The 26,183-nt window shown below is 29.6% G+C and carries 24 protein-coding genes; 5 read left to right on the top strand and 19 right to left on the bottom strand.

Going from position 1 to position 26,183, the window contains the following annotated elements; genetic code table 11:
* Nucleotides 1-137 precede the first annotated feature (137 nt).
* The 3 genes from KPL51_RS06425 to KPL51_RS06415 all read right to left on the bottom strand — a co-directional run bounded on the left by KPL51_RS06425 (nucleotide 138) and on the right by KPL51_RS06415 (nucleotide 2,070).
* On the bottom strand, nucleotides 138-338 hold the full coding sequence (locus tag KPL51_RS06425; RefSeq protein WP_216158633.1) for a hypothetical protein: 201 nt from the start codon (nucleotides 336-338) through the stop codon (nucleotides 138-140).
* A 334-nt stretch (nucleotides 339-672) separates the two neighbouring features.
* Nucleotides 673-1,164, bottom strand: coding sequence for a ferritin family protein (locus KPL51_RS06420; RefSeq protein ID WP_216158630.1), 492 nt, complete (start codon nucleotides 1,162-1,164; stop codon nucleotides 673-675).
* 483 nt (nucleotides 1,165-1,647) lie between these two features.
* A complete protein-coding gene (locus tag KPL51_RS06415) occupies nucleotides 1,648-2,070 on the bottom strand; it encodes a putative ABC transporter permease (RefSeq protein ID WP_216158628.1) in 423 nt (140 codons plus the stop codon).
* Nucleotides 2,071-2,326: 256 nt separating this feature from the next.
* On the opposite strand from KPL51_RS06415, the gene KPL51_RS06410 reads away from it, so the two are divergent.
* Nucleotides 2,327-3,091 (top strand): YkgJ family cysteine cluster protein, encoded by a 765-nt coding sequence (locus tag KPL51_RS06410; protein WP_216158849.1) that lies wholly within the window; start codon nucleotides 2,327-2,329, stop codon nucleotides 3,089-3,091.
* Between the two features lie 56 nt (nucleotides 3,092-3,147).
* Here the strand turns inward: KPL51_RS06410 and KPL51_RS06405 are convergent, their stop codons facing one another.
* From KPL51_RS06405 to KPL51_RS06385, 5 genes are all read right to left on the bottom strand, one after another.
* Nucleotides 3,148-3,996 (bottom strand): AraC family transcriptional regulator, encoded by an 849-nt coding sequence (locus KPL51_RS06405; protein WP_216158626.1) that lies wholly within the window; start codon nucleotides 3,994-3,996, stop codon nucleotides 3,148-3,150.
* A 143-nt stretch (nucleotides 3,997-4,139) separates the two neighbouring features.
* On the bottom strand, nucleotides 4,140-5,063 hold the full coding sequence (locus KPL51_RS06400) for a sugar phosphate isomerase/epimerase family protein (RefSeq protein ID WP_216158624.1): 924 nt from the start codon (nucleotides 5,061-5,063) through the stop codon (nucleotides 4,140-4,142).
* Between the two features lie 22 nt (nucleotides 5,064-5,085).
* Nucleotides 5,086-6,186: a Gfo/Idh/MocA family protein gene (locus KPL51_RS06395; RefSeq protein WP_216158622.1), complete on the bottom strand. Its 1,101-nt coding sequence runs from the start codon at nucleotides 6,184-6,186 to the stop codon at nucleotides 5,086-5,088.
* 341 nt (nucleotides 6,187-6,527) lie between these two features.
* Entirely contained in the window at nucleotides 6,528-7,805 is a 1,278-nt protein-coding gene (locus KPL51_RS06390; protein WP_216158620.1) for an FAD-dependent oxidoreductase, read from the bottom strand.
* Nucleotides 7,802-8,764: a sulfide/dihydroorotate dehydrogenase-like FAD/NAD-binding protein gene (locus KPL51_RS06385; RefSeq protein ID WP_224853651.1), complete on the bottom strand. Its 963-nt coding sequence runs from the start codon at nucleotides 8,762-8,764 to the stop codon at nucleotides 7,802-7,804. Before KPL51_RS06385 ends, KPL51_RS06390 begins: the two co-directional genes overlap by 4 nt.
* Nucleotides 8,765-8,895: 131 nt before the next feature.
* Between KPL51_RS06385 and KPL51_RS06380 the strand changes: the two genes are divergently transcribed.
* On the top strand, nucleotides 8,896-9,555 hold the full coding sequence (locus KPL51_RS06380; RefSeq protein WP_216158616.1) for a phosphatase PAP2 family protein: 660 nt from the start codon (nucleotides 8,896-8,898) through the stop codon (nucleotides 9,553-9,555).
* A 55-nt stretch (nucleotides 9,556-9,610) separates the two neighbouring features.
* Here the strand turns inward: KPL51_RS06380 and KPL51_RS06375 are convergent, their stop codons facing one another.
* Both KPL51_RS06375 and KPL51_RS06370 read right to left on the bottom strand, forming a co-directional pair.
* Nucleotides 9,611-11,935, bottom strand: a complete 2,325-nt coding sequence (locus tag KPL51_RS06375; protein ID WP_216158614.1) for an ATP-dependent Clp protease ATP-binding subunit — start codon at nucleotides 11,933-11,935, stop codon at nucleotides 9,611-9,613.
* Nucleotides 11,936-12,204: 269 nt separating this feature from the next.
* Nucleotides 12,205-12,357, bottom strand: coding sequence for a hypothetical protein (locus tag KPL51_RS06370; protein WP_216158612.1), 153 nt, complete (start codon nucleotides 12,355-12,357; stop codon nucleotides 12,205-12,207).
* A 233-nt stretch (nucleotides 12,358-12,590) separates the two neighbouring features.
* On the opposite strand from KPL51_RS06370, the gene KPL51_RS06365 reads away from it, so the two are divergent.
* Nucleotides 12,591-14,183, top strand: a complete 1,593-nt coding sequence (locus KPL51_RS06365; protein ID WP_216158610.1) for a recombinase family protein — start codon at nucleotides 12,591-12,593, stop codon at nucleotides 14,181-14,183.
* Between the two features lie 245 nt (nucleotides 14,184-14,428).
* Here KPL51_RS06365 and KPL51_RS06360 read toward each other — a convergent pair whose 3' ends face one another.
* Nucleotides 14,429-15,559 carry a D-alanyl-D-alanine carboxypeptidase family protein gene (locus KPL51_RS06360; RefSeq protein WP_216158608.1) on the bottom strand — a complete coding sequence of 377 codons (1,131 nt, stop codon included), beginning with the start codon at nucleotides 15,557-15,559 and terminating at the stop codon, nucleotides 14,429-14,431.
* Between the two features lie 130 nt (nucleotides 15,560-15,689).
* Here KPL51_RS06360 and KPL51_RS06355 point away from each other — a divergent pair, with 130 nt between their 5' ends.
* Together KPL51_RS06355 and ytfJ are read left to right on the top strand one after the other, a co-directional pair.
* Nucleotides 15,690-16,280 carry a DUF2953 domain-containing protein gene (locus KPL51_RS06355; RefSeq protein ID WP_216158606.1) on the top strand — a complete coding sequence of 197 codons (591 nt, stop codon included), beginning with the start codon at nucleotides 15,690-15,692 and terminating at the stop codon, nucleotides 16,278-16,280.
* Complete coding sequence (gene ytfJ, locus KPL51_RS06350) at nucleotides 16,273-16,692, top strand: GerW family sporulation protein (RefSeq protein ID WP_216158604.1); 420 nt, start codon at nucleotides 16,273-16,275, stop codon at nucleotides 16,690-16,692. Before KPL51_RS06355 ends, ytfJ begins: the two co-directional genes overlap by 8 nt.
* A gap of 253 nt (nucleotides 16,693-16,945) precedes the next feature.
* On the opposite strand, the gene scpB is transcribed toward ytfJ, so the two are convergent.
* The 8 genes from scpB to recN all read right to left on the bottom strand — a co-directional run bounded on the left by scpB (nucleotide 16,946) and on the right by recN (nucleotide 26,183).
* On the bottom strand, nucleotides 16,946-17,533 hold the full coding sequence (scpB, locus tag KPL51_RS06345; RefSeq protein WP_216158602.1) for an SMC-Scp complex subunit ScpB: 588 nt from the start codon (nucleotides 17,531-17,533) through the stop codon (nucleotides 16,946-16,948).
* Nucleotide 17,534: 1 nt separating this feature from the next.
* Complete coding sequence (locus KPL51_RS06340) at nucleotides 17,535-18,275, bottom strand: segregation/condensation protein A (protein ID WP_216158600.1); 741 nt, start codon at nucleotides 18,273-18,275, stop codon at nucleotides 17,535-17,537.
* 233 nt (nucleotides 18,276-18,508) lie between these two features.
* On the bottom strand, nucleotides 18,509-19,690 hold the full coding sequence (locus tag KPL51_RS06335) for a D-alanyl-D-alanine carboxypeptidase family protein (protein ID WP_224853648.1): 1,182 nt from the start codon (nucleotides 19,688-19,690) through the stop codon (nucleotides 18,509-18,511).
* A 202-nt stretch (nucleotides 19,691-19,892) separates the two neighbouring features.
* Complete coding sequence (locus KPL51_RS06330; protein WP_216158596.1) at nucleotides 19,893-20,771, bottom strand: tyrosine recombinase; 879 nt, start codon at nucleotides 20,769-20,771, stop codon at nucleotides 19,893-19,895.
* Between the two features lie 269 nt (nucleotides 20,772-21,040).
* Entirely contained in the window at nucleotides 21,041-21,691 is a 651-nt protein-coding gene (gene spoIIM, locus KPL51_RS06325) for a stage II sporulation protein M (RefSeq protein WP_216158594.1), read from the bottom strand.
* A gap of 245 nt (nucleotides 21,692-21,936) precedes the next feature.
* Nucleotides 21,937-22,755 carry a sporulation transcription factor Spo0A gene (spo0A, locus tag KPL51_RS06320; RefSeq protein WP_216158592.1) on the bottom strand — a complete coding sequence of 273 codons (819 nt, stop codon included), beginning with the start codon at nucleotides 22,753-22,755 and terminating at the stop codon, nucleotides 21,937-21,939.
* 195 nt (nucleotides 22,756-22,950) lie between these two features.
* Complete coding sequence (gene spoIVB, locus KPL51_RS06315; RefSeq protein ID WP_216158589.1) at nucleotides 22,951-24,174, bottom strand: SpoIVB peptidase; 1,224 nt, start codon at nucleotides 24,172-24,174, stop codon at nucleotides 22,951-22,953.
* Between the two features lie 320 nt (nucleotides 24,175-24,494).
* Entirely contained in the window at nucleotides 24,495-26,183 is a 1,689-nt protein-coding gene (gene recN / locus KPL51_RS06310; protein WP_216158587.1) for a DNA repair protein RecN, read from the bottom strand.

The following is a 26,183-nucleotide window of genomic DNA, read 5'->3' as shown; positions in this document are numbered from 1 at the left end:
TAATAAAATACAATAAGATATACTTATTGTTATAAGCATACCTTATTTACATAATTCCAATTATAATACTTTATCATTATTAATATATCCTGTTTAATATAATATGATTGTTCAATATAACAGCATAGCTATTAAGCCTATTTGTTTATTAAATATTCAAATAAATTTCTTTCTATTTCATCTGCACCATTATCATCTAAGGTTATATATTCCCTATGCCCATCCAATGCCTTAAGTTCTATCTTCCCTATCTCTTGACCATTAACAAGGTCAAGAGCACGTTCAAACTTCATTATCTTAAATCCTTTATTTATAAACTCTACCGTTTGATTTACCATAAAATCATGCTCCTTTCAAATTTACTTTTTATTATTTTCTCTAATTGCGTGATTTATTATACCTAAAGTCGCACTTAGAATTTATTTTAATATAAAGTGCTAAAAAATGATTATTTATTTTTTAAATATTCTAAAACCCAGTAACCTTTTCTTGAAATTTACATAGTATATATTATAGTAACTTTAATTATATAATTTTTTACATTAGTAACTACTTATTTGATTGTTTCTATCCCCCCAATATAAAAACCACCGCTATATTTGATATAACGGTGGTTTTTCACTATGATTATATATTAACTTACGCTTTAAAAACTAATTAAAATAAGCTTATTTAAAATGGTGCATATCCTTGTTCTGACCACCATTCTTCTTTTAATTCCTCATATTGAGATGAAAATTTATCTAAATGAATGTTTTCCCATTTAATCAAAATAGTATATAATGCTTTCGCTTCTTTAAGTTCTGTTTCTTTGGTAGCCTTTGTATAATACTCTATTGATGCTTTTTCCATTTGTATTCCAATTCCAAAGGCAGATACAGCAATTCCAGCATCTTTTCTATCAATATTCTCCCATTTAAAAATTGCTGGTGAAGCTGGTTCAGGAATTAATGCCAATTGAAAATCCACGATATTATCATCTTTAATCTTGCTAAACAAATCCTTTAGCCAAACTACATGCTTCATTTCTTCCTGTGCAAGTTCTAAAAATGCATTTTTAACTTCTAGAGAATTAGATCCGTTTGCTGCCATGTTATAAAATTCATACCCTTCTATTTCATTAATAATTGCTCCTTTTAAGATCATCAGTTCTTGATTATTCACTATTGTCTCCTCCTTAATATGTTATAAAAATTTACGTTCTTATTTATATTAATTCTTTAATAGTAATTAATATTATTTTATCATATTTTGAAATCTTATACAACAAGTTCCTTTTATAATTTCTGTAAGAATGGAAAAGTTGCAGGAAAATCTAAGAGTAATCTTAGAAGCACGTGATTTAAGTCATGTGAGGTTCACTCAAGTACAGAACCAATGAAAATTGAAGAATCTATTAAAAATTTACTTTAAAACATATTGTGAGTTACCCGTTGAATTGACTTTAACGACATTTCAGAAGGAAAGCCACCTACTTACTATAAGTGGGTGGCTTTCCTTCTGAAGTCGTTAATATTGAAGCTTCGGAGAAGATGATTTAACTTCTAGCTATAACAAGAGCCAGAAAACCCTGCAGTGCGTTCAATATATTTATAACAATAAATTCACAGCATAATTCTTTTATAATTCTAATTATGTTCTAATTGATCATTTAGAATTATACTTTATACTATTTTCAATACGTGTTATAACATCATGGATCTTCTCAAAAATAATCCCAAGCACAATCCATATGGGCGCATACTCCAATGTAATCATCCCATATATTGACAATGTTTTATTCACATAGTTCCAAGGGCACGCACCTAAAACAGACCTAAGCAATAGTCCGCTGACTAATTCTACTGCAAATATAAGAACCATATATATACCTCCCCGAGCTAAAAGCGGAAGATGTCTTATCCTATAATGTACTGGTTCAAGAAATACAGCAAGACCATATATAGGAAACATCCAAATACATGTGGTGCCCCTAAGTAATAAGTCACCCGTAAGCATTGCTCCAAAGCCGTTCCACAAAACCTCTGCGCAGAGACCTAAAAGTCCATATATAATATATCTTTTCCACATAAATGTATTGTTTGTATTCCCTTGTAAAATATACTGATAATTTTTCTAATTAGAGTAAAAGTTTAAAATTCATCTTTCTTTATAAAATGCTGTAATAAATTTACTGTTTGTTGTAGCTTAAAAATATCTATTGTAATATAATATAATAAAAAAGCAGAGATTATATACAAATATCAAGGCATATTCAAATAAATGCACTAACAAACTGACTTTTTATTAATTTGAATGTGTCTATAACTAGGGAGGAAAGATTATAATGCAAATCAATGCTAGTGTGGCAATAATTCCTAAAGATCAATTATGCATATGTGGAAGTGGTAAGATTTTCTCTGACTGTTGTATGAAAAAAAAGCACATTTATGAAACAATGGTATTCCCTGATAATGGTCGTAAAATTATTTACGATCAAACTGAAATTACTTTAGCAGTAAAGAGTTTAGATGATTTTATTAAATCCAGAATTAATAATATAAATTCCGGATTATCTAAGGAGGAGGCCATACGTAAACTCAGACGCCTTTACGAAAAACTTGATAATGCTTTAAAACCTATTGAAAAAGTAACTTCTTGTAAACAGGGTTGTAATTATTGCTGCTATTTACCCATCTTATCAAGCCAACTTGAAAATGAGTTAATAAAAGAATATATGAGCGAACATTATTCTGCTGATAAACTTGCTGAGTTTAAGAATAGAATCATTGAAAACAAAGATACACTATCTGAACTTGTACATATTAACGGTAGATTTATGGATGAAAACTACAAATTATATTCCACCTCTAATATTCGATGTTCCTTTTTAGACAACAATAACAATTGTGCAATCTATAATGCAAGACCATTTATATGCAGAAAATATTTAGTTTTTAATTCACCAATGGTTTGCAAAAATACTTTAAATAAAACCGATCAATATTACTCAAATTACCTAACTAAGGTAAAAGATTCCATAATAGTGCTTAACAAGTTAACCTACGGTGACACTTTTCAATACAAACATGTATTATCTTGGTTTATATAATATTAAAGAAGGTAATAATTTCTAAGTAGAACAGTGTTGTTATTACCATATCAGCGCTATTTTATAGTTTTTCTATACTCCATAGGTGCGCACCCTTTCAAATTTTTAAATACCCTGTTAAAGGTTTTAACACTATTAAAACCGGATTTATATGCAACTTCTATAATAGAATTAGTATCATACATAAGATACCACTCAGATTTCGTTATTCTAAAATTATTCAAATAGTCCAAAAATGTCATTCCAGTATTTTCTTTAAAGAATCTAGTGAAATGATACTTACTAAAGCCTGCTACTTTCGAAATCTCATCTAACCCTATATGATTTTGATGATTTTTCTCTACATATGCAAAAACCTTATCAAGTTTCTTAAGCCTCTCCATTTGTCCCCTCTCATCCCCTAGTGAGCGTGCCTCTTTAGGCATATATCTAAGTAATATAACTGCTAAGTCATAGAGCCTTGCTTTTAAAACAAGTTTGTATCCTTCCTTAGCTTTACCATATTCATCAATAATCTCCACTATCTGCTTTTCCAGTAAAGCATGGACTTCACTTCCACAGGTCAGGAGCTTAGAACGCGTGAACATCGGTTTTATAATTCTATTATCTTTTGTTCCCGAAAGAAAGTTATCGTATATGGACATTCTAAATTGTATAACCGCTCTTTTGCTAAATTCTGTTTGCTTAAAAAAACAATGGACCTCTCCCGAACCTATAATAAGTATCTCCCCAGCTATCAAGTGATAGGTATCCTTGTTCACCACCACTTTAAGATTTCCCTCCACAAGATATATAATTTCAATATCCTCATGAAAATGATGAGGTGTACTTGCGTTCCCGTCATTAAAAAATAATCTAAATGGGAAATCTTGTTCCAATACTGTTTTTTCTAAGCTACCTTGCATAATACCCTCCAAAATTCTCATTAATTCAGGCAACATTACATATTAAAATAGACATACAGTTTTTTAACATTGTATGTCTATTTATTATTCTGCCTGTTACAGCTTTATTTTAACTCTTTTTTAGTTATATTCATAGAAAATAATTATATTAATTTTTGAAGGTAATCTATTCCAATTTGCAATCCTTCCTTCACTTTTTCTGCGCTACCTTCATAAAGAGGGTCTTCATGTTCAATACTCACGACTCCATCATAACCTATTTCGCTTAATTCTTTAAAAAGACTTTTCCAGTCTACCTGACCAAGTCCTGGCATTCTATATCTCCAATATCCAAAATCCTCATGGCTTAAGTTTAGTAGTTTATTAAATGCACCATAATCTTTTAATTTTTCCTTAAAAACTTCTGTATCCTTTGCATGTACATGGAATATTCTATCCTTAAATTCCTTCACAGGAGTAATATAATCCATTAGAAGTGCATGCATATGAGACGGATCATAATTTAATCCAAAATTTTTGTTAGGAACCCTTTTAAACATCTCTCTCCAAAGCTCCGGAGTAAAGGAAATAGTTCCTGGTTGTCCTTCTACCTGCCAACCTATCATTGGACAATTCTCTATTATTACTTTAATGCCTTTATCCTCTGCATACTTTACTAGCTCTCCAAAGACTATTTCAAACTCATCAAAGTTCTCCACCAGCGACTTATCTATGTTTCTTCCTACAAAAGTTCCTACTGAGGGAGCCCCTATAAGCACTGCCGCATCAACACACTTTTTAAAGTGATTGTTTATTTTAGCTCGCACGCTAAGGTCTCTATCTAAATTATTATCATAATAAGCAATTGAAGATATTGTAAGTCCATATTCGTTAAAATATGCCACAATCTCCTGTGCTTCCTCTTTTGTAAAATTAGTTACATCTATTTCACTACCTGAATAATCTCGGTTATTAGTTCTTGGCCAGCACGCAAGTTCTAAAGATTTAAAACCATGCTGACTTGCCCATTTTGCTTTTTCTTTAAGTGGAATACCACCAAGACATCCTGTTAAAAGTCCTATATACATATTAACACCCTTTCGCTTATCATTATTTATTTAAATAGACAGGTTTTCCTGTTTTAGAAGATTCATATATTGCTTCAAGTATCTCAGTAACTATTAATGTTTGTTCTGGTTTCACTAAAGGCTCACTATCATTTAATATACAATCAATCCATAGTTTTGCCTCTAGGTCTGCTGGGTTTTCTAAGCTTCCTTCATAGAAATCAACCCCACCTGAATTAAAATCTACTTTGGTATCGTATAATCTACTTAGATTTTCTCCATTTATCCTAAGGCCATCCTTCATATCAGCTCCGCCTTCTGTTCCACATAGTGTTGTTTGTGCTTCTCCTATATCAAGGGTATTTAAAGCCCAACTTGATTCTAAAATAATAGTTGTTCCATTTTCCATTGTAATAAATCCAAAAGCTGAATCCTCTACAGTAAATTTTTTAGGGTCCCAAGGCCCCCAAGCATTAGCAGCATTTTCTTTACTACTAAGTTTATGATATACATTTCCAACTACATATTTAGGTTTATAATTATTTAGCATCCATAAGGTTAAATCCAGTGCATGGGTTCCTATGTCTATTAGTGGTCCGCCACCTTGCTCAAATTCATTTAGAAAAACTCCCCAAGTTGGAACTGCACGTCTTCTTATAGCATGTGCTTTCGCAAAATATATTTCTCCTAAATCACCTTTTTCACAAATCTCATGAAGATACCTCGAATCACCTCTAAAGCGATTTTGATAGCCTATAGTAAGTTTTTTACCTGTACGCTTTGCAGCCTCTAACATTCTTCTTGCCTCTTTCGAAGTTTTTGCCATTGGCTTTTCACACATTACATGTTTGCCAGCTTCTAATACATCCACGGTAATATCACTATGTGATCTATTAGGTGTACACACATGAATTACATCAATATTTTTATCTTTCAAAAGTTCCTTGTAATCATCATAAACTACTGCATCTTCTGCTCCAAATTTCTTTGCAGCCTCTTCTGCTTTTTCTATTAAAATATCACAAAATGCTACCATTTCAACATGTGATATTTTAGCTAAACTTGGCATGTGTTTGTTATTTGCAATACCGCCACAACCTATTATGCCAACTTTCAACTTCTTTTCATTACATGTATTCTCCATAATATTTACTGATTTTTAAGTTATACCATAGTTATAACCGAAAAGTCAGGTTTTCACTTCCTTTCAAAATATAATAATTGAGAACCTATTTTTCTGCAATTCACAGTTACTGAAAACTAGTTTCTCTAAATAATTCCTATTTAACGTTTACATTTCATATTTTACAGTATAATAAATTTTATTACTCGCCATGAATTGCGGAGTTGTTCTCAAATATTGCTTTTCTTGTGAAAATTTTTACTTATCCCTTTACTTGCATATTTTGAATTACCTTGTATATATAAGGTTTGGATAAGAAAAAAGGCCTGCTTCACCTTAAGCTGACCTTTCCATTTCTTGCTCTATATAAGTTTTTCATCAAATATGTGAGTTAAATTTAATTTTTCTACTTTTAAGGCAATCTTATCTATGTCCAAAGTATATAGTCCTAGCTCTTGCATTCTCTTGAAATACTCTGCTCCTGCAAAAGTGTACCTATTAGTTCTTCCTTCTTTTGTGTTCATCCTTTCGTTTGCATAGGCTATTATATCTCCAACGGCAAGTGACCTTGGTAAAATAAGTAGAGGCATTCCTAGGTAACTTCTTATTGCATTATGTCCTGCCAAAGCACCTGTTATCATTGCCTCTGTGTGGCCTACAAAGAGTCCAGCCTTTTCTCCTGCACAGAACAAGTTATCTAAGCCTATAACCTTCATACTGTCGGTTCTTGGGGCAACTGATAGATATCTTATAGAGTTTCCCTTCCCCCCCGCATATGGATCTATATATTTTGCGTTTTCAAGTCCTTTAATTTTGCGTAATTTATCTAATGCGTAATAAGAAGTCATAAGCTTTGCATGACCTGTATCTAATAGGATTATATTTTCAGCAAACTCTCTAAGAGCATATTGCTGACATACTTTTAGTTTAAGTTTGTCTAAATTTATATCCTCCTCTGGGACCTTTAAAATAACTACTCCTGTCTCATCTAATTGTTTTACAATATCATCAGATAAAGAATCCTTAGCTAGTTTACAAGAACCGCTAACCGCTCCATATACGTCTTCTTCTCTTTCTCCTTTTAAATCTTCAATGCCTGCTCTGTAACTTATACTTACCCTTGGGCCAAAAGCCGGGCATCTTAAAATACACATTGAACACCCATTCCCATATTTTAAACAGTTACCCATTGGTCCTGTTGATCCTGTAGTTTCTATAAATACATCTGCCTCAACATATTCTCCATCTGATAGATATATTCCTTTTATTCTATTACCCTCTTTTTCAACATCCACTACCCTTGTTATCATATTTATTTCTATATCCATAGCTTTTAAATATTTCACTACTGCTGGTTCAATCTTGTTCACATCGTAAAGCCAAGCATTTTTATGTCCAGGAAAATCAATATTTTTATGTCTACTATTTTCATCAGTCAAATGTATTAGATCTCCTGCCCCTAGTGCTATCATTTCTTCTGATGCAGTATACCTTCCATTATTTCTCATTATACCACCTACATTGCCAAGCCCTAAAAGCAAATCTGTTTTTTCATATAGTACAACTGAAGCTCCTGCTTTTTTTGCTATAATTGCTGCACTGCAACCAGACCATCCACCACCAATCACAATAACCTTCAAAATATTCTCCTCCCTTCTAATACATATTTAGGCTCTGTCTGCATTTTGCAGAGCCTTCTTAACTTACGATCGTTGTTTTTTCTTGTGCAACATCCACATATACCCTCACCACAGCACATCTTCGCATTATTACAACAGGAATATTTAACGTTTTTGTCTATATCCTCTACAGCCTTCATCAATTCATAATTTAAAACATCTGCAGCATCACAATGCACTAATTTAATATCATTGTTTTTAATTAAATCATTTAATATAACATTAAATTCATCCGTGATTATGCCACGGCTTATAGTATTACACAATATAACTTTCGAAACATATTTATCTAAATATTTATTTACAAAACTATTATTATAAGGAGAATTATCAAGAACAACTGTAATTTCATTATTATTGGCATACAAATGTTTAAGTGGTGGTATCATAGGTGCCTGACCTATACCCCTTGCAACAATTAAGCATTTGCTATCCTTCATTTTATTTATGTTTTTTAGTCCTAAAATACCATTCCAAAATGGTGCTTTTACAAGAATATCTTCCCCCAGCTTTAACACATCTAATGCCTTAGTTTTAGACCCTTTTAATTCTATAGCAATAGTTATAGTATTATTTCTCGTATCAGTATCCATTATAGATATAGGTGTATCAAACCTTGTATCTGTATCTGGCCTTCTCACAAAAATATAACTTCCTGCCTGAACTAGTTCACTTACCAATTTATCGCTTACCTCTACCGTAAATATAATGACATTATCTTCGAACTTACTTTTTTTTATTATTTTACAGTTGTAATATTTTCTACTTTCTTTAGCTTTGTAATTGTTTGAAGCATAATCTTGGTATATACATACCCCATTCCAATTACAGCAGTCACAAAACTTTTTACCTGCCAACTGTGAACATAATATGCAGTCTCCCGTTTCTGCCAGATGGCAAGGGCATGGTTGAGACTCCAAACTGCGATTCTCTTTAATCAATTGTTTAATTTTTATAGTAATGACACAATATTCATTAAAAATTTTTGAAAAAATCATTGAAACTATTCCGATTTTCCGTTAAACTATTGTTTAAAGAAAGGATTGATTACTTGAAAAAACTTTTTAAAAATTTATTGCCGCTAATACTTATTGGTTCTATCCCTTTTTCCAATTTATTTTATTGGACACTAAACAACACCCAAAGAGGAGTTTATGATTTAACCACTGATTTAGATAGATTTTTACCGCTTATAAAAATATTCATAATACCTTATATGACCTTATGGTTTTTCTTAGCCTTTTGTTTTGTTTATTTGTGCTTCCAAAACAGGAAGGTTTATTATAAGATAATGATTACTTTAATTTTATGTTATGTTGTTGCATTTATAACTTTTTACTTTTTTCAAACCACAGTTACAAGGCCTATTGTTACGGGGGATGATATATTTTCAAAACTAATTTTATTTACCTATAATTCTGATAAACCCTATAATTGTTTTCCAAGTATACATGTTATTACTGCATACTTAGCTGTTAAGGGAATTAATACTACCAATGCTAAAAAGCCGCTTAAAATTTCACTTAATGTGCTAGGCTTTCTTATTATCATATCAACTCAATTTGTTAAACAGCACGTGATAATGGATATATTTTTCGGAATATTTTTATGTGATGTTATATATAACGGACTTACTTATTATGAGCAGCAGTACAAACTTTATAATTTTAAAAAAGTTTTTAATTTTCCTAGGCAAAATATTAAACAATAATATAGCTAAAGTGCAAAAGCTGCTGAATAATTTTTCAGCAGCTTTTGCACTTTATTTAAATATGTCTTATGACAACCTTACCTTCTACTAATTCTATGGCTATATTTGAGCCTTCGCTAAATTCATTTTTAAGATAATGCTCCGCAACTTCATCTTCAATGTATTTTTGAATAGTTCTTCGAAGTGGCCTTGCTCCATATTTTTCATCGTATCCTTTTTCTAATATAAAGTCTTTTACCTCTCCTGAAACATTCAACGTTATCTTCTTTTCTCTTACCTCATCCACCACTTCCGCAATCATTAAATCTACTATTATGCGAAGTTCTTCCTTTTTAAGAGGAGTGAATACAATAGTTTCATCCACTCTATTTAAAAATTCTGGCCTAAAGGTTTCTTTTAATGCATCTTTAACGCGAGCTTCTAATATATCATAATTATCTTGGACAAAGCCAATGCTACCTGCTTTAAACTGAGTACCAGCATTAGATGTCATAATTATTACAGTATTATCAAAGAAAACAGTTCTGCCTTGGCTATCTGTTAGCCTTCCATCTTCAAGAATTTGTAATAACATGTTAAATACATCCGGATGAGCTTTCTCTATCTCATCTAAAAGAATCACTGAGTAAGGCTTTCTTCTTACTTTTTCTGTTAATTGACCAGCTTGATCATACCCTACATACCCTGGTGGCGCACCAATTAACTTTGAAACTGTATGCTTTTCCATATACTCAGACATATCTATACGAATTAGTGCTTCTTCACTTCCAAAAAGCTCACAAGATAATGCTTTAACTAGCTCCGTTTTTCCAACTCCTGTTGGTCCCACAAAAATAAAAGAAGATGGCTTTTTCTTTTTCTTAAAACCTGAACGATTCCGCCTAATAGCTCTAGATAAACTTGTGATAGCTTGATTTTGACCTATAACGCGTTTATGAAGCCTATTCTCAAGATCTAATAATTTTTTCGCTTCTTTTTCTGTAATCTTTTGAATTGGAATTTTAGTCCATGATTCTATTACAAAAGCAATATCCTCTAAAGTAATTTGAACCTCACTACATTTTCTTTCTATTTCACTAATATTTTCTTTTATTTTACATAACTTCATTCTATACTCTGCAGCTTTTTCAAAATTTCCAGTTTCTTCTGCATTATCCTTGTTAGTTTGAATTTTTTCTGATTCTTCTTTTAACCCTACAAGTTCTACCAGGCCCTTATTTTTCAAATTAGCACGAGATCCAGCTTCATCAATAACGTCTATAGCTTTGTCTGGTAAAAATCTATCTGTTATATATCTTTCGGATAGATTTACAGCTTCTTCAATTATCTCATCAGATATTTTAACTTTATGATATTCCTCGTAGTATCCCCGAATTCCTTTTAAGATTTCTATTGTCTCTCCCACACTTGGTTCTTCAACTACAACTGGCTGAAATCTCCTTTCAAGTGCTGCATCTTTTTCTATATATTTTCTATATTCCTCTAAAGTAGTCACTCCAATAACTTGTATTTCTCCCTTTGCCAAGGCTGGTTTTAAAATATTTGCTGCATTCATTGCCCCACCTTGAACTTCACCAGCTCCCATAATATTGTGCACCTCATCAATTACTAATATTATATTTCCACTTTCCTTAGCTTCTTCAATAATAGACTTCATACGACCTTCAAATTGTCCTCTAAATTGCGTGCCTGCAACCACAGCAGTGAGGTCAAGTAAATAAACTTCCGTATTAAATAACTTCTCTGGAACTTGTTTTTCTACAATTCTTACAGCCAATCCCTCTGCAATAGCTGTTTTTCCTACACCAGCTTCCCCAATTAAAATAGGATTATTTTTAGTTCTTCTATTTAAAATCTGTACTACTCTATCAATTTCTTTATTTCTCCCAACAACTTTGTCCACACCATTTTGCTTTGCTTTGTTTGTTAGGTTTATACCATATGTATCTAAATGCTTTCTTTTCTTTTTAAAGGGATTTTTTCTGGATTTTTCTTCTGGTGCTTCCAGGGTCTTTTTAGAAGTCTCAATTTCATCATCTATAAAATCTTTATTTTCGTCTTCAGTTGAAAATAAGCCATTAAATATATTACCAATCATTTTTTTCCCATCGCCATTTTCATTATTCATATCAGAAGTATCAATTTCCTCAAGGTTCATATCTTCTAAATTCATGTCTTTGAAAATATTACCCATTTGCTGATTTAAGTTCTCAATATCTTCTGAGGATATTCCAGCTTGCTGCATCAATTGATCCATAACTGGAACACCCTTTTTTTTAGCACACTCTATACATAAAGCTACAGTTTCTGTTTTCCCATTTTCAATTTTTGATGTTAATATCATTGCTATATTTTTTTTACATATTTCACATAACTTCATATAAATCATCTCCATATTTTATGTTGTATTGAATATTATAATAGTATATCATTCTTTAATAAAATTTGTTCAGTATATTCTTGATTGTTTGTTTTTTATTAATAAATCTTTTGTTAATAAATCACAACTTCCCTAGTCTTTAAACTTTCCCTTTTATGTTTAATTCTACTCATGTAGCAATATTCCTTCTTAAATAACATTGATAATTTTGTTAAAAAATAATATAAAGTGCATTTAACATGATAGTATATCTATTTATTGGTATCTTGCTAAATAATCGCAAGTTTTTCTATTAATTCGTTTATTTCTTCTAATGAAAGCTTCGGAGCTATTATTTTTAAAGCAGCTTTTGTATATCTCTCATTTAAGAGTTTCCTTTCGCTTTTGTTTAATTCTAATATAATAATAGAGTTAACCTTCACTTATAATCCCCCAAACAAACTATTATATTATAGTATGTTTGTTTATACACTTCGTTACAAAAATAAATATAACCAATTATATTTATTTATATTCACCACTTTGGAATATTATTTTTACAAAATACATATCTTTATTTTGTAAAGCCATTGTAGTTTATAGAATACTATATTTCAATTTTTATGTTTAAGCACTTATTATTAGGCTTCAAAATCAATTGCGAGGAGTAATTAAATTGAGGATTGCAGCTATATACTCCAGGAAATCAAAAATTACAACAAAAGGCGAATCAATAATTAACCAAATTGAGCTATGCAAGCATGAATGTAGACATTTGGGAATTGAAAAGTTTTTAATATATGAGGATGAAGGTTTTTCAGGAAAAAATATTAAAAGACCTCAGTTCCAAAAGATGCTAATTGATGCCAGAGAAAAAGAGTTTGATGTACTCATCTGTTATAGACTTGATAGGATTAGTAGAAATATATCTGATTTTTCTACTCTTATAAACGAATTAGACAATTTGCATGTAAGCTTCATAAGTGTTAATGAACAATTTGATACCTCAACACCTATGGGCCGAGCTATGATGTATATTGCTTCTGTTTTCGCACAACTGGAGCGCGAAACTATTGGTGAAAGAGTTAGAGACAATATGTTGGAACTTGCTAAAAGCGGAAGGTGGCTCGGAGGCCAGACCCCTTTAGGTTATGAAAGTAAGAAGCTTTCATACCTTGACGGTGACTTTAAAGAAAAAACCATGTATACCTTATCATCTATAAAAGAGGAATTAGATGTGGTAAAATTCATTTACGATAAATATTTACAGTACAAATCAATTAACCAGGTATTTATCTTCATTTTCAAAAATAATATTAAAACAAAAAACGGAGCTGACTTCAATAAGAAAAGAATTCAACTTATATTAAGAAATCCCCTCTATGTTAGAGCCAATGAGAATGTTATGAGGCATCTAGAAGTTATCGGCATGAATGTAATGGGAAAAGTTGATGATAGACATGGTATTCTAACCTATAACAAAACTAAAGGTGCTAGGATTAAACGAGATATAACGGAATGGATAGCCGCAGTTTCTTCACATGAAGGAATTATTGATGCCTCACCATGGCTTGAAATTCAACAAATATTAGACGAAAATAAAAATAAAGCACCACGACTTGGCACCTCTGCTGCGGCATTACTCACCGGTATATTAAAATGCTCCAGTTGTGGTAAAAGTATGATTGTTAAACATGGTCATATAAGTGCACAAACCAATAAAAAAATTCAATACTATGTTTGTAGTACTAAAGATCATTCAAGAGGAGAAAGATGTAATAACCCTAATATCCGTGTAGATGAGCTAGAAGATATAGTTATAGATAATTTAAAAAATGTCACTGTTGATAATCTCGTTCTACTAGAAGAGTTAAATAAAATTAAATCTGAAATGCTTAAAAATAATTATATGCAATCTGAAATAGACAATTTACCTGGGCAGATAAAGATGAAACAAACTCAAATAGATGTTCTGGTAAATCAATTATCTTTCGAGGATGCAATATCCAAATATATAAGGCCTCAAATTTTCAAACTAGGAAATGACTTAGAAAAACTAAAGGTAAGATATTCTAAGTTAAAATCCGATTGTTATAAATATCAAAACAACAAGTGGAATGCAACAAACACACTTGCTTTTTTAAGTAGCTTCTCATCTATGGTGCATATGCTAGATTTTAATAGTAAGCGCTTACTAATTAATAATATTGTAGAGTCAATATATTGGGATGGCTCTAAAGGTACAGTGAAAATTAATTTAATTAAATAAACTACTAGCCTGCTTATCGCAGTTTAGTGTATCAAGCACAAAATTCACTTCCTACATCAATACAATCGTAGGGTTCATAACTCATCAATATAACCTCCTAAGCACTATACTATTAAAATATTTAAAAACCTAGAAATTGTTACAAGTTAAATAATATTAATACTTGTACATCAAATATAACAAATTGCCCTTAAGTTCAATTAAAAGCTTTTACAATAAATAAAAAGAGTCCTAAGTGGCTCTTTTTACTTATTAGGAGTAATTAAATTCACAATTTCATGAATTCTTTGTTTAAACATATTCTCTCTTTTTACAGAGTTATTAGCAACTAGAGCTTCTGTAAACATAAGTTTATTATTTGCATATATTTCTACTCTACCAATTTTATCTCCAAGGTTTACTGGAGCACTAACCTCATATAATGGTTTTTTAATTTTAACCTCAATACTTTCATCATTCTTCACTGGAATTATAATATCTCTTTTACTTACCATTTGAACATCTTTAATCCCATTTTTCACACTAATATTTTGTAAAATATCATTCTTGTTAATTAATTTTCTATATTCATAATTTTTCTCCACATATTTACTTATTCTTTCTGTTTCCTTCCACCGAGGAGTACAATTTAAAGTAACTATAATAACATCCCTATCTTTAATTTTAACTGAAGTTACAAGACATTTACCAGCCTTTCCAGTAGATCCTGTTTTTACTCCTGTTGAACCCGGCAGAGTCCATAGAATCTTATTTATGTTATGATAGCTCCTAGTAAAATTATAGTCTTTTGCATCGATATCTTTAGAGGAAACAATATCATTAAAAAGTGGTATTTCTTTTGCCTTTGAAGTAAGCAGTGCTAAATCATATGCTGTAGAATAATGATTTGCACTATCTAACCCATGAGGGGACTCAAAGTTACTATTTAATAACCCAATCTCTAAAGCATACTCATTCATAAGCTTTGAAAACTCGTCAACACTTCCACTTATTCCTTCTGCAATAGCTATTGCTGCATCATTTCCTGACCTTAACATAAGTCCATATAATAGTTCTTTTAAGGTTATTTCTTCTCCTTTTCTTAACCCTATTTCTGAACCGCGAATAGAGGCAGCTTTTTCTGAAACGGTTATTTTTTTGTTTAAATCTCCAGATTTTATTGCCACCAGCGAAGTTATTATCTTTGTAGTACTAGCAATTTCAATAGGGGTATATGCATTTTTTTCATATAAAACAATTTTAGAGTCACAATCTAAGGCTATGGCACTTATAGCATTAACATTTAAATCATCTGCATAAACATTTTGAAGCCTTCCTGTTAATAAAAAAAACATACTCAAAGTTATTGATAATATTTTTTTTGATCTTTTTATCATAAAGTCTCACCTCTTTTAATTTTTGATGCTAATTTACAATTAAATATAAATAATGTGCATTAAACATTTATTGATTTTTTTATTGATTTTTGGGCATAATAACAATTATTAGGTATACTGGGAGGTTAAAATGTTTAAAGGTATCATAGTGTTTCTTTTAGCACTAACAATTATATTATTTCCAATCCCATTAAAAATAACTCTTAAATACTCAAACAAAATTTTGGTAATTTATATATATAATAAAAAATTGAAGATAAGAAATCTTTCAAAATCAAGTTTAAAAAGTAATTCAAAAACTGATACTAAAGCTAAAACAAAAGAAAATTTTTTAAAATCATTTTCATTAGATGATATAAAACTACTTATTCATAAACTTATCAGCTCAAAATTCAAACCCACATTAAATATAAACACTAAACTGGAGTATGGATTTGATGATGCAGCTTTTGTAGCTGTTTTATTTGGTTTAATTCATAGCACCTATAGTTTTATATATTTGCTCATACAAAATTTTGTAAAGGTAAAAAATATAGACATCAAAGTTAAACCTCATTTTGAAGAACATGATATAAATATGGAAATTTCGAGTATAATTTATTCCAATTTGGCCAAAAATGTTTATATACTATTTATAATGATAATTTGCCTTGTAAACATAAAGATGATGCATAATAAATCAAACATTAAAAAATATAGAGGAGGAAATGTACATGGATAATCATCCAATTGAAAATTTAATGAGAACCACCATGGAAAGTATAAAAGATATGATAGATGTAAATACCATTGTGGGGGATCCTATAGAATCACTAGATGGTACTACAATTATTCCTATTTCAAGGGTATGTGTTGGTTTTGCTTCTGGTGGTAGTGAATTCAATAGTGTTAAAAGCGGATCAATGGATAAGTACCCTTTCGGTGGTGGTTCTGGAGCAGGAGTAACTGTTAAGCCCGTTGCGTTTTTAGTTATTAAAAACGATTCAGTAAGACTTTTGTCTGTAGATCAACAAAATACCTATGATAGAATTGTTGATACCGTTCCACAGGTTATTGATATTGTTAAAAATATGTTTAAAGATAAATATGATAAGCATAAAGAATATGATGATGAAGAAAAATGTGATGAATAATTTTTTAGTTACTAGTGCTTAATTAAAATTTATAAATCAAACTTATAAAACCCCATTATAATAAAGTTTTCATTTAAGATACTTTATCATAATGGGGTTTCATTACTTTATGCACATTTTTTTTAAAAAAATAGCTAGACATTTTAATTATTTTCAACTTCTTCTTTTGAATCTTTCTGTGAACTTTCACTATTAAATCATCTCCTGCGGAGCTGCAATATTAACGACTTCAGAAGGAGATTTATACTACCACTTATAAAGTAGGGGACTTTCCTTCTGAAATGTCGTTAAATTCTTCTAAAGAAGGCATTTCATCCAGGCTATAAAAATTAAAATGCTTAAGAAATTCATCTGTAGTAGCATAAATAATAGGTCTTCCTGGAACATTTTTTCGTCCACTTTCTTCAATTAGTTTTTTTTCTGATAAGGTATAGATTGCCCTATCACTCTTAACACCCCTTATCTCCTCAATTTCCACTCTTGTTATTGGTTGTTTATATGCGACTATTGCTAGTGTTTCAAGAGAAGCCTGAGATAATGATTGTCTAATACTCGTCTTTAATAATTTTTGAACATATTCACTATTACAGGATTTTGTTACAAATTGATATCCATCATTAGTTGATATAATTTTAATTCCTCTATCCTCTTCTTCATATCTCACTGTTAATTCCTCTAATAATTCTCCTGTAAAATCATTGCTACATTCTAATATATTTGCAATTACACTTAACTTTAAGGAATCTCCAGTAACAAACAACAAAGATTCAATTATAGAGAAATATATTTTTTTAGTAGAAACCTCTTCAATGCCCTTTTGCACTATATCAAATTCACTCATATTAATCTACCCTTTCTAAATATATATCTTTAAAGGTACTTTCTTGAATTACTCTCACACTTCTTATCTTAATCAGTTCAAGCAATGCTAAAAAGGTAACTATAACTTCTATTTTTGATGAATAGGCATAAATCAGCTTTGAAAAATATACTTTTCCAAACAAATCAAGTGCCTCTTTCAATTCTTCCATTTTATCTTCTATTTTATATTCATCTACTAATATATTTTTGTTTATAACATTATTTACATTCATTTTATTTATATATTGTTGCATTAACTTATTATATAAATTATACAAATCAAGCATTGTAACATTTTTTAAAAAATCAATTTCTTTAGCATTTTTATTATCTTCCTCTATTATTTCAGGTTTTTTACTAAACATTATGCCTGCATCTTGTTCTAGCATCTTTAATTTTTCAGCTATAACTTTATATTTTCTATATTCTATAAGCTTACTTAATAATTCTGCTTCTACATCTTTTTCTTCATCACTACTATTCTCCTCTTTATTTTTAGGTAGCAACCGTATAGATTTAATTTGAATTAAAGTTGCAGCTATAACAATGAATTCTGATGTCATCTCTAAATCCATTTCACTCATGCTCTTAAGATAGTCCAAGTACTGATTCGTGATTTCATAAATATTAATATCATAGATGTCCATCTCATTTTTCTTAATAAGATGAAGTAACAAGTCAAATGGACCTTCAAAATTAGTTACTTTTATAGTTAATGGCATGTACACTCGCTCCTAAATAAAAATTTAATTATAAGGAAATATAACATTTTTAAATTTCTTTATATCAAGCTATTTTAAGTATAGTGCATCTCTAAAAAAATAACTAGTCAGTATAAAATAAAAAAGGCTAAAAGATACTAATTAATAAAAAAGAAAAAAAGTATAATAACACTTCTAGGCAACCACATTATTGCCTAGAAGCTATAGTTATTTATTAAAATAAATTTATAAGTTTAAATTGCCTTATCAAATAAGTCTACAATGTTATTCTTAATATTATCCCATACTTTAGATTTTTTAATATCTCTATCGCTATAAATAATAATTTTGCCCCATAATTCATTATCAATGGATATTTCGCAAAATCCAATTGCTACATCTTTTTTATATTCACTTAAGCCTTCCTGTAGAATAATTTTTTTGGTGATTTCATTTTTCTTACCTCTTTCAAGAGTTATAATAACATTATCTTTTGCCTTAGCTATTAAAAACTTGTCACCCTTCTTATTTAAAGCTATTTTTTCTAATTCCTCATCTTTTGTTATTATTTTTTTAGTTTCAAATTTTGAAAATCCAAAGTTCATTAACATGCTAGCATCGTTATTTCTTATTTTATAAGTTGGTGCACCCATAATTATTGCAAGCATTCTAACATTATTTCTCACCGCTGTAGCAGATATACAATACTTTGCTTCATTTGTAAATCCGGTTTTAAGTCCGTCACATCCATCAAAAAATCTAACAAGTTTGTTATGATTTACAAGACCTATTGGAGATTTCCGCCCCTCTGATATAGTTTCCATATAAGTTCCTGAATATTTTAATATCTTAGGATATTTTAATAACTCTCTAGACATAATTGAAATATCATAGGCAGATGAAAAGTGTCCATCCGCACTGAGCCCAGTACAGTTTTTAAACTCAGTATCATTCATATTAAGGCCTTTTGCTCTTTCATTCATCATGGATACAAATGCGCTTTCACTACCTCCCAAATATTCTGCCATAGCCACTGCAGCATCATTACCTGATGCGATGGCTATACCTTTTAAAATTTCTTCCACAGTTCTAATTTCACCAGTATCTAGTATCATACTACTTCCGCCCATTTTTTTTGAATTCTCACTAATTGTTATTTTATCTTGCAATTTAATCTTACCAGAATCTATTGCTTCCATTGCTAGTAACATAACCATCACTTTAGTTACTGAGGCTGGAGCAAATCTTTCATGAGAATTTTTTTCGTATATTATTTTGCCACTAGATGGTTCCATTAGTAATGCTGACCTTGCTTCTACTACAATCCCTTTATCAACCTTCTTTTCCCCTACTGCACTTGCTGATATAGTATACAACTGTGTAGTGAAAATTAACGATAAAAACAAACACAATGCATTGTTAATGCTTCTTTTCATATGTATCCTCCTCATATTCCTTTGAGCTAGATAACAATTATTATGTGTTATCTAGCTTATTTCAAATCCATATGATTATTTTTACCAAGTTACCACAATATTATCAATATTTATTTCGATAATACTAAAAAATTTATTATAGGTATAAAAAAAAATAAGTTCAATATACTAATATATTGACTTATTACTCAGTTTAAATATTTTATGCTCTAGGATGAGTATTCTTATAAATTTCTGCTATTTTACTTTTTTTCTTTATAGTTGAATAAATTTGAGTTGTAGCCATACTATGATGACCTAGTAATTCACCCACCGATCTTATATCAGCACCATTTTGCAATAAATGCACAGCAAATGAATGTCTTAGTGTGTATGAGTTTATTGTTTTTTTAATATTACTGCTTATAGCATACTCTTTAATAATCTTCCAAAATCCCTGCCTAGTCATTTTATCACCTCTTGTATTGAAAAAAAGTGTGCTTAAATTATTTATGTTCATGTCAAACCTAATCTTCAAATACTGTGATAAGCATCTAACTGCATGTGATCCTATAGGAATAGTTCTTTCATTTTTCATACCATTATTGCACCTTATATATAAAAGTTCTAAATTAATATCATAAATTGTTAGACTTAAAAGCTCTGAAACCTTCGTGCCTGTAGCATACATGAGTTCTAGCATTGCTTTATCTCTACAACCTTTATGTGTTAACTCTTCTGGTTGATTTAGAAGCTGATCTATCTCTTCAATAGATAAAATTTGGGGTATGTTACGTTTAATTTTAGGAATAGAAAAATAAGCTGTTGGGTCTTGCTGTGCAAAATCTTTTTTAATAAGATATTTATAGTAATTTCTAATAGAAATTACACTTCTTGCGATAGAACTATTTGCAGATCCTTCTTTTTTAAGAAGCTCTGCATATGCCATTATTGTTATGTTATCAACCATTTCTATGCTTTCATTTCTTGTCTCAGTAAATTCAATAAATCGTTTAACATCTCTAGAGTAGGCCTCCACAGTATTTCTTGATAACTTGTTACTTTCTAAATTATCTATATAGATTTTCAATAAATTGCTCATAATTAGTCTCCCATATTTTAGATAATATTAATATTTATAAATATATTAACCTCTAAAAAATAAATAAAATGTAAGAACATAATTATAAACTAATCTATAATTTTTATCAACCAATTTATAAACAAAAATAGTGTTTTTGTAATTTTTTGTATTATCCGTTAAACTTTGAAGCAAGTAATCTAATGCTTTAGGAAGGAAAATTCCAATTACTAATAAAACCACAAAACATTTTATTGTTAATATTATAAAATGCCATAATTCACTATTCCTCATTTACTAACACTTCCCAAATTATTAATAAGGTTTTTTACGAAATATGGTGCAATATAGGATTCTATAATTATACCAATAAACAAGAAGATTATTATTACAATAAATATTAGGCTATAATATACTATTCTACTAGTTATACTACTTGTCCATTGTTTATTGAATTTATCCTTAAGTAGCATTATAGAAAATTCCATGGATACTACAGATGCAAAAATAATGCATGGAATATAAATTATATTTTGTGGAAGTACACCTAGAATCGCAATTCCAATACCACTTTTTCCAAGGCCACTAATCATGAAACTAAAGGTAAATCCTACTGTGAACCCTTTCAATAAATCAATTATAATTATTATTGGTATTCCTACAATAGTTAAACCTAAAAACCAAAGAAAAATAATCACAGGTAGATTATTTTTAATTGATTGTAAGAATATTAGTTTATAGCTAATGCCATTGGCATTTGATGGATCAATAAAACTAGTTAAATAATTTACTAAATCGTTTTGTTCAAATTCTCCCATATATTTCACACTATACATTCCTAAAATTATACCTGTAAATACACAAAGAATACTTACAATATATAACCAAAAATTTTCTTGTATGTGCTTGTTTATCTTACTCATTAAGGTATTAGTTGACATAAATCTCTCCCCCTTTGTTAATCACTTTTTCGGCTATTAGCTAATAACAATATGAATATTATAACTTATTTCATATTTATGATAGCAAAGAGGGTTATATGCATAATTAATTTAAGATTATATCCGTTTAATTTTTATGTTAATTATTATTTTGCCTAATTTAATTTTCCATTCAAATTAATATAACCTATGCGCATGTTGCACATAGGTTATATTAATTAAGTTAATTTAATTGATTAGTTTAATTAAGAAACTCCTCGATTTTGTAATCTTAACTTATCGGCAACCATTGCTATAAATTCGCTATTTGTTGGTTTTCCTTTAGCATTGTGTATAGTATAACCAAATATCTTATTTATAGTTTCAACTTGGCCACGGCCCCATGCTACTTCTATAGCATGTCTTATTGCTCTTTCTACTCTACTAGCAGTTGTATTAAACTTTTTAGCAATTGATGGATATAATTCTTTTGTTACTGCAGATAAAAGTTCAATATCATTTACTACCATAGTAATTGCTTCTCTTAAATACATATATCCCTTAATATGAGCTGGAACACCAATTTCATGAATTATGTTTGTGATTTCAGCTTCTAAATCCATTGGTTCATTGCGGCTAGTTTTTCTAGGTTCACTTGTATCCACAAATGACATTGATTTTTTACTATGGTCGCTTGAAATTGTATTATTAAACATTTGTCTTATTCTTTTTGTAAAAACATCCATGTCAAAAGGTTTTACTACATAATAATCTGCACCCAAAGTAATTGCTCTTTGTGTAATTTTATCTTGCCCTACTGCAGATAACACTATTATTTTAGGTATTGGATCAAGATCCATTCCACCTAATCTTTCTAGAACACCAAGCCCATCTAAATGTGGCATTATTATGTCTAATACAACCAAATCAGGCTTTCTCTCTTTTATCAATTTAAGAGCCTCTATTCCATCTTTTGCAATACCTGTAACTACAATATCCCTTTGACTTAGTAAATAATCGTTTAAAATATTACAGAATTCTTTATTATCATCCGCAATAAGTACACTAATTCTAGGTTCTTCCATATTATATATCCCCCTTACAAATAAATTCCCATATCTTAACAAATATTAATTCGACAAAAGAATTTTAATACCTTCTTATATTAAATAAAAATACAAATAAATATTTTTTTATTATAAATTGTAAAATAAAAGATAGCATTTGCTATCCTTTACGTGCTAATTTCTATTTTACCTCTTTTTATTCAATAATGCTAGCTATTTTGATAAAATACCTGCATCTTTAAGCATCCATTCTATATATATCCCATATCCTACATCAGGCTTGTTTATTAATACATGAGTAACCGCTCCCACAATTTTATTATTTTGAATTATCGGACTACCACTCATACCTTGAACTATACCTCCAGTTTTTTCTAAAAGTCTAGCATCTGTAATTTTAATTATCATACTTTTAGATCCCGATGTACTTTGAGGTAATAGCTTCTGAATTTCTATTTCAAACAATTCTGGTTCACTACCATCTATAGTTGTTAGAATTTTTGCTTTTCCTTCTTTAATTTCATTTCTAAGTCCTATTTTCATTGGTTTATTAAATTTTTTATTAATAAGACTTTTTGTTCCATCTCCAAATATGCCACATCCCGTATTTTTTATTATTTGTCCTTTTATTATATTTTCATCTATAAAAAGGCCTCGTAACTCCCCTGGAATTCCCCTTGTCCCTTTTTTTATTGATACTATATTAGATGATACAATTACACCATCACTAACACTTAATATTGTTCCAGTATCACTATCTGTGATAGGGTGTCCTAGAGCAGCAAATTTATTAGTTTTCTCATCATATAAAGTTAATGTTCCTACACCTGCAGTTGAATCCCTTACCCATAATCCTATTTTTTGTTTTCCATCTTTAGCATCAATGGCGGGTTTAACTTTTACATCAAAATAATCTAGATTATTTTTTCGTTGTAATGTAAGAGTAATTTCTAGATTTTTTTCTGTATTCACAAATCTTGCTATATCTTCAGCATGATTTATTTCAACATTGTTTATTTTAATTATACTATCTCCTATTTGTACACCTGCATTTGCAGCAGGACTTGCTATTTTACCGTTACTACTGTCTATATCAGAAAGAGCTACTACTAAAACACCTTTGGTATTTAGTTTAACCCCTATTGGCTGTCCCCCAGGGTAAACCATAATTTCTGAATTGTCTTTTGCGAAAGTAGGTGCTACTTTAAAATAATCTAATGATTTTGAGTTTATACTTGCGTCACTTTCAATTTTATAAGAACTTGTAATAATTTTGTCACTACCTTGTTTCATTTTTATGGCTTTCATAGAATAAAATTTTTCCATTGGTGAATTAAATACTGCAACAACTTTATTTTGAGTTTTAAAGTATGCACTTAAAGCCAAAATCACTAGCGGTGTCATTATAAAGCATATTATATTGAATCTATTCTTCATGAGCTTTACCTCCTTTTCGCTTATAATTATAATTTTAAGTTACCCTTGAGCTCTCCATATTATCCTATAACATTAATTCAATAATAGTCAAAGACATAGATTGAAAACTAATTTATGATAAATTTATAAAATTCTTCTCTATTTCAATTTTTTCACATTTTCAATAAACAAGATTGTTCATTTATAATCTTTAGTCTAAACAATGATTTACATATCAACTATATTTCCAAAAAAAAATAAAGCCATTATTAATAACTTTATTTTTCCCTATAAAACATATTTTTATTACTATATAACTATAAAATCGTAAAAAATAGAAATTAATTTTTCTTTTGTTTATTAGCCATATTAATCATTTCTTTAGAATTTTCCAAAGTTAATTTAGTAACCTCTGTACCACCTATCATTCTAGCTATTTCCTGTTGTTTTTCCTCCATATTCATTTTAATTATATTTGTGTAGGTTTTTTCATTTATAACATTTTTAGATATTAAATAATTTGTATCTGCCATACTAGCTATTTGCGGCAAATGAGTTACACAAAAAATTTGATGGTTCTTAGATATTAAATACATTTTTTCTGCCACACATTGTGCTATTCTTCCACTAATACCAGTATCTATTTCATCAAAGATAACAGTAGGTATTTCATCCTTATCAACAAATACAGTTTTAAGTGCAAGCATTATTCGAGATAACTCACCGCCAGACACAATATCTTCTAATGGACTTAGTGGTTCACCTGGGTTAGTAGATATACAAAATTGAACCTTGTCACAACCATTTTCATAAAACTGCTCTTCTAGTTTTACTTCAATATAAAATTTACTTTTTTCAAGTCCGATATAATTCAATTCCTCTTTTATTTTATCGCCCAGTTCTTTAGCTATGCTACATCGAATTTCATGAATTTTATGGCCTATAATTTTCATTTCACTCTCAACAGCTATTTTTTCTTTTTTAAGAAGAGCAATTATTTCACTACTATTAATTAATTCTTCATTCTCAATTTGAATTCTTTCACTATATTCATGAATTTCTTTAATAGTGGCCCCATATTTCTTCTTGCAACTATTAATTTGGCTTATTCTGCTATTAACATATTCCAATTCTTTTTCGTCATAATAAATATTTTCTTTTAAATTTCGTATGTCAGTAATATTTTCCTCTATATTGTAATAGCTTTCTTCTATTGAGTCTGCAATTACTTTTATCTTTTCCATATGTTTTTCTATAGCTCTTAGTTCCTTAATAGCTATAGCTAAATTATAAAAAACCGTTGTATTTTCTTCATCACTTGTATACAATAGCTCGTAACTTTTTGATAAATGTTTCTCTAATTTTTCTGAATTACTAATTATTGCACACTTTTCTAGAAGTTCATCATCTTCACCGATTTTTATATTAGCATTTTTAATTTCTTCTATCTGATAATTTAAGAAATCAATTCGTTTTTCTCTTTGACCCTCATTTCCTTCAAGCTTTTGAATTTTATTTTTTATAATAGTCATTCTTGCATACTTCTCAGCATAACTAACAAGAACCTTATTAATTCTATAAGCCCCAAATGAGTCTAGATAAAATATATGATTACCTTTATCCAATAAATTATGATTATCATGTTGTCCATGAATATCTAGTAACGTCTTACTAATAGATTTAACCTTTGAAAGTAACAAGGCTTTACCATTAACTTTAGCAACACTTTTACCCGATTGGAAAGTTTCCCGACTTACAAATACCATATCCTCATATTCAATATCCATATCATCTAAAGCATCCTTGTTATTTTTATTATCTATTGTAAATACAGCCTCAACATAAGTTTTGTCTTCCCCTGTCCTAATTAAGTTTTTATTGAATTTCCCACCTAAAACAAAATTTATAGCATCAATTAAAATCGATTTTCCTGCTCCCGTTTCACCAGAAAGCACGTTGAATCCTCCTTCAAAATTAATACACAATTTTTCAATTAGGGCAAAATTCATAATATTTAATTGTAGGAGCAT

Source organism: Clostridium bowmanii (assembly GCF_018861315.1).
In the GTDB taxonomy this organism is placed as follows: Bacteria; Bacillota; Clostridia; order Clostridiales; family Clostridiaceae; genus Clostridium_AD; species Clostridium_AD bowmanii.
This window is presented reverse-complemented; position numbering and strand designations above follow the sequence as displayed.

What these genes read in the sequence shown, in the direction of transcription:
- KPL51_RS06425 (WP_216158633.1), bottom strand. Translation starts at nt 338, where the DNA reads ATGGTAAATCAAACGGTAGAGTTTATAAATAAAGGATTTAAGATAATG.
- KPL51_RS06415 (WP_216158628.1), bottom strand. Translation starts at nt 2,070, where the DNA reads ATGTGGAAAAGATATATTATATATGGACTTTTAGGTCTCTGCGCAGAG.
- KPL51_RS06410 (WP_216158849.1), top strand. Translation starts at nt 2,327, where the DNA reads ATGCAAATCAATGCTAGTGTGGCAATAATTCCTAAAGATCAATTATGC.
- KPL51_RS06405 (WP_216158626.1), bottom strand. Translation starts at nt 3,996, where the DNA reads ATGCAAGGTAGCTTAGAAAAAACAGTATTGGAACAAGATTTCCCATTT.
- KPL51_RS06400 (WP_216158624.1), bottom strand. Translation starts at nt 5,063, where the DNA reads ATGTATATAGGACTTTTAACAGGATGTCTTGGTGGTATTCCACTTAAA.
- KPL51_RS06395 (WP_216158622.1), bottom strand. Translation starts at nt 6,186, where the DNA reads ATGGAGAATACATGTAATGAAAAGAAGTTGAAAGTTGGCATAATAGGT.
- KPL51_RS06375 (WP_216158614.1), bottom strand. Translation starts at nt 11,935, where the DNA reads ATGAAGTTATGTGAAATATGTAAAAAAAATATAGCAATGATATTAACA.
- KPL51_RS06360 (WP_216158608.1), bottom strand. Translation starts at nt 15,559, where the DNA reads ATGATAAAAAGATCAAAAAAAATATTATCAATAACTTTGAGTATGTTT.
- KPL51_RS06355 (WP_216158606.1), top strand. Translation starts at nt 15,690, where the DNA reads ATGTTTAAAGGTATCATAGTGTTTCTTTTAGCACTAACAATTATATTA.
- ytfJ (WP_216158604.1), top strand. Translation starts at nt 16,273, where the DNA reads ATGGATAATCATCCAATTGAAAATTTAATGAGAACCACCATGGAAAGT.
- scpB (WP_216158602.1), bottom strand. Translation starts at nt 17,533, where the DNA reads ATGAGTGAATTTGATATAGTGCAAAAGGGCATTGAAGAGGTTTCTACT.
- KPL51_RS06340 (WP_216158600.1), bottom strand. Translation starts at nt 18,275, where the DNA reads ATGCCATTAACTATAAAAGTAACTAATTTTGAAGGTCCATTTGACTTG.
- KPL51_RS06335 (WP_224853648.1), bottom strand. Translation starts at nt 19,690, where the DNA reads ATGAAAAGAAGCATTAACAATGCATTGTGTTTGTTTTTATCGTTAATT.
- KPL51_RS06330 (WP_216158596.1), bottom strand. Translation starts at nt 20,771, where the DNA reads ATGAGCAATTTATTGAAAATCTATATAGATAATTTAGAAAGTAACAAG.
- spoIIM (WP_216158594.1), bottom strand. Translation starts at nt 21,691, where the DNA reads ATGTCAACTAATACCTTAATGAGTAAGATAAACAAGCACATACAAGAA.
- spo0A (WP_216158592.1), bottom strand. Translation starts at nt 22,755, where the DNA reads ATGGAAGAACCTAGAATTAGTGTACTTATTGCGGATGATAATAAAGAA.
- spoIVB (WP_216158589.1), bottom strand. Translation starts at nt 24,174, where the DNA reads ATGAAGAATAGATTCAATATAATATGCTTTATAATGACACCGCTAGTG.
- recN (WP_216158587.1), bottom strand. Translation starts at nt 26,183, where the DNA reads ATGCTCCTACAATTAAATATTATGAATTTTGCCCTAATTGAAAAATTG.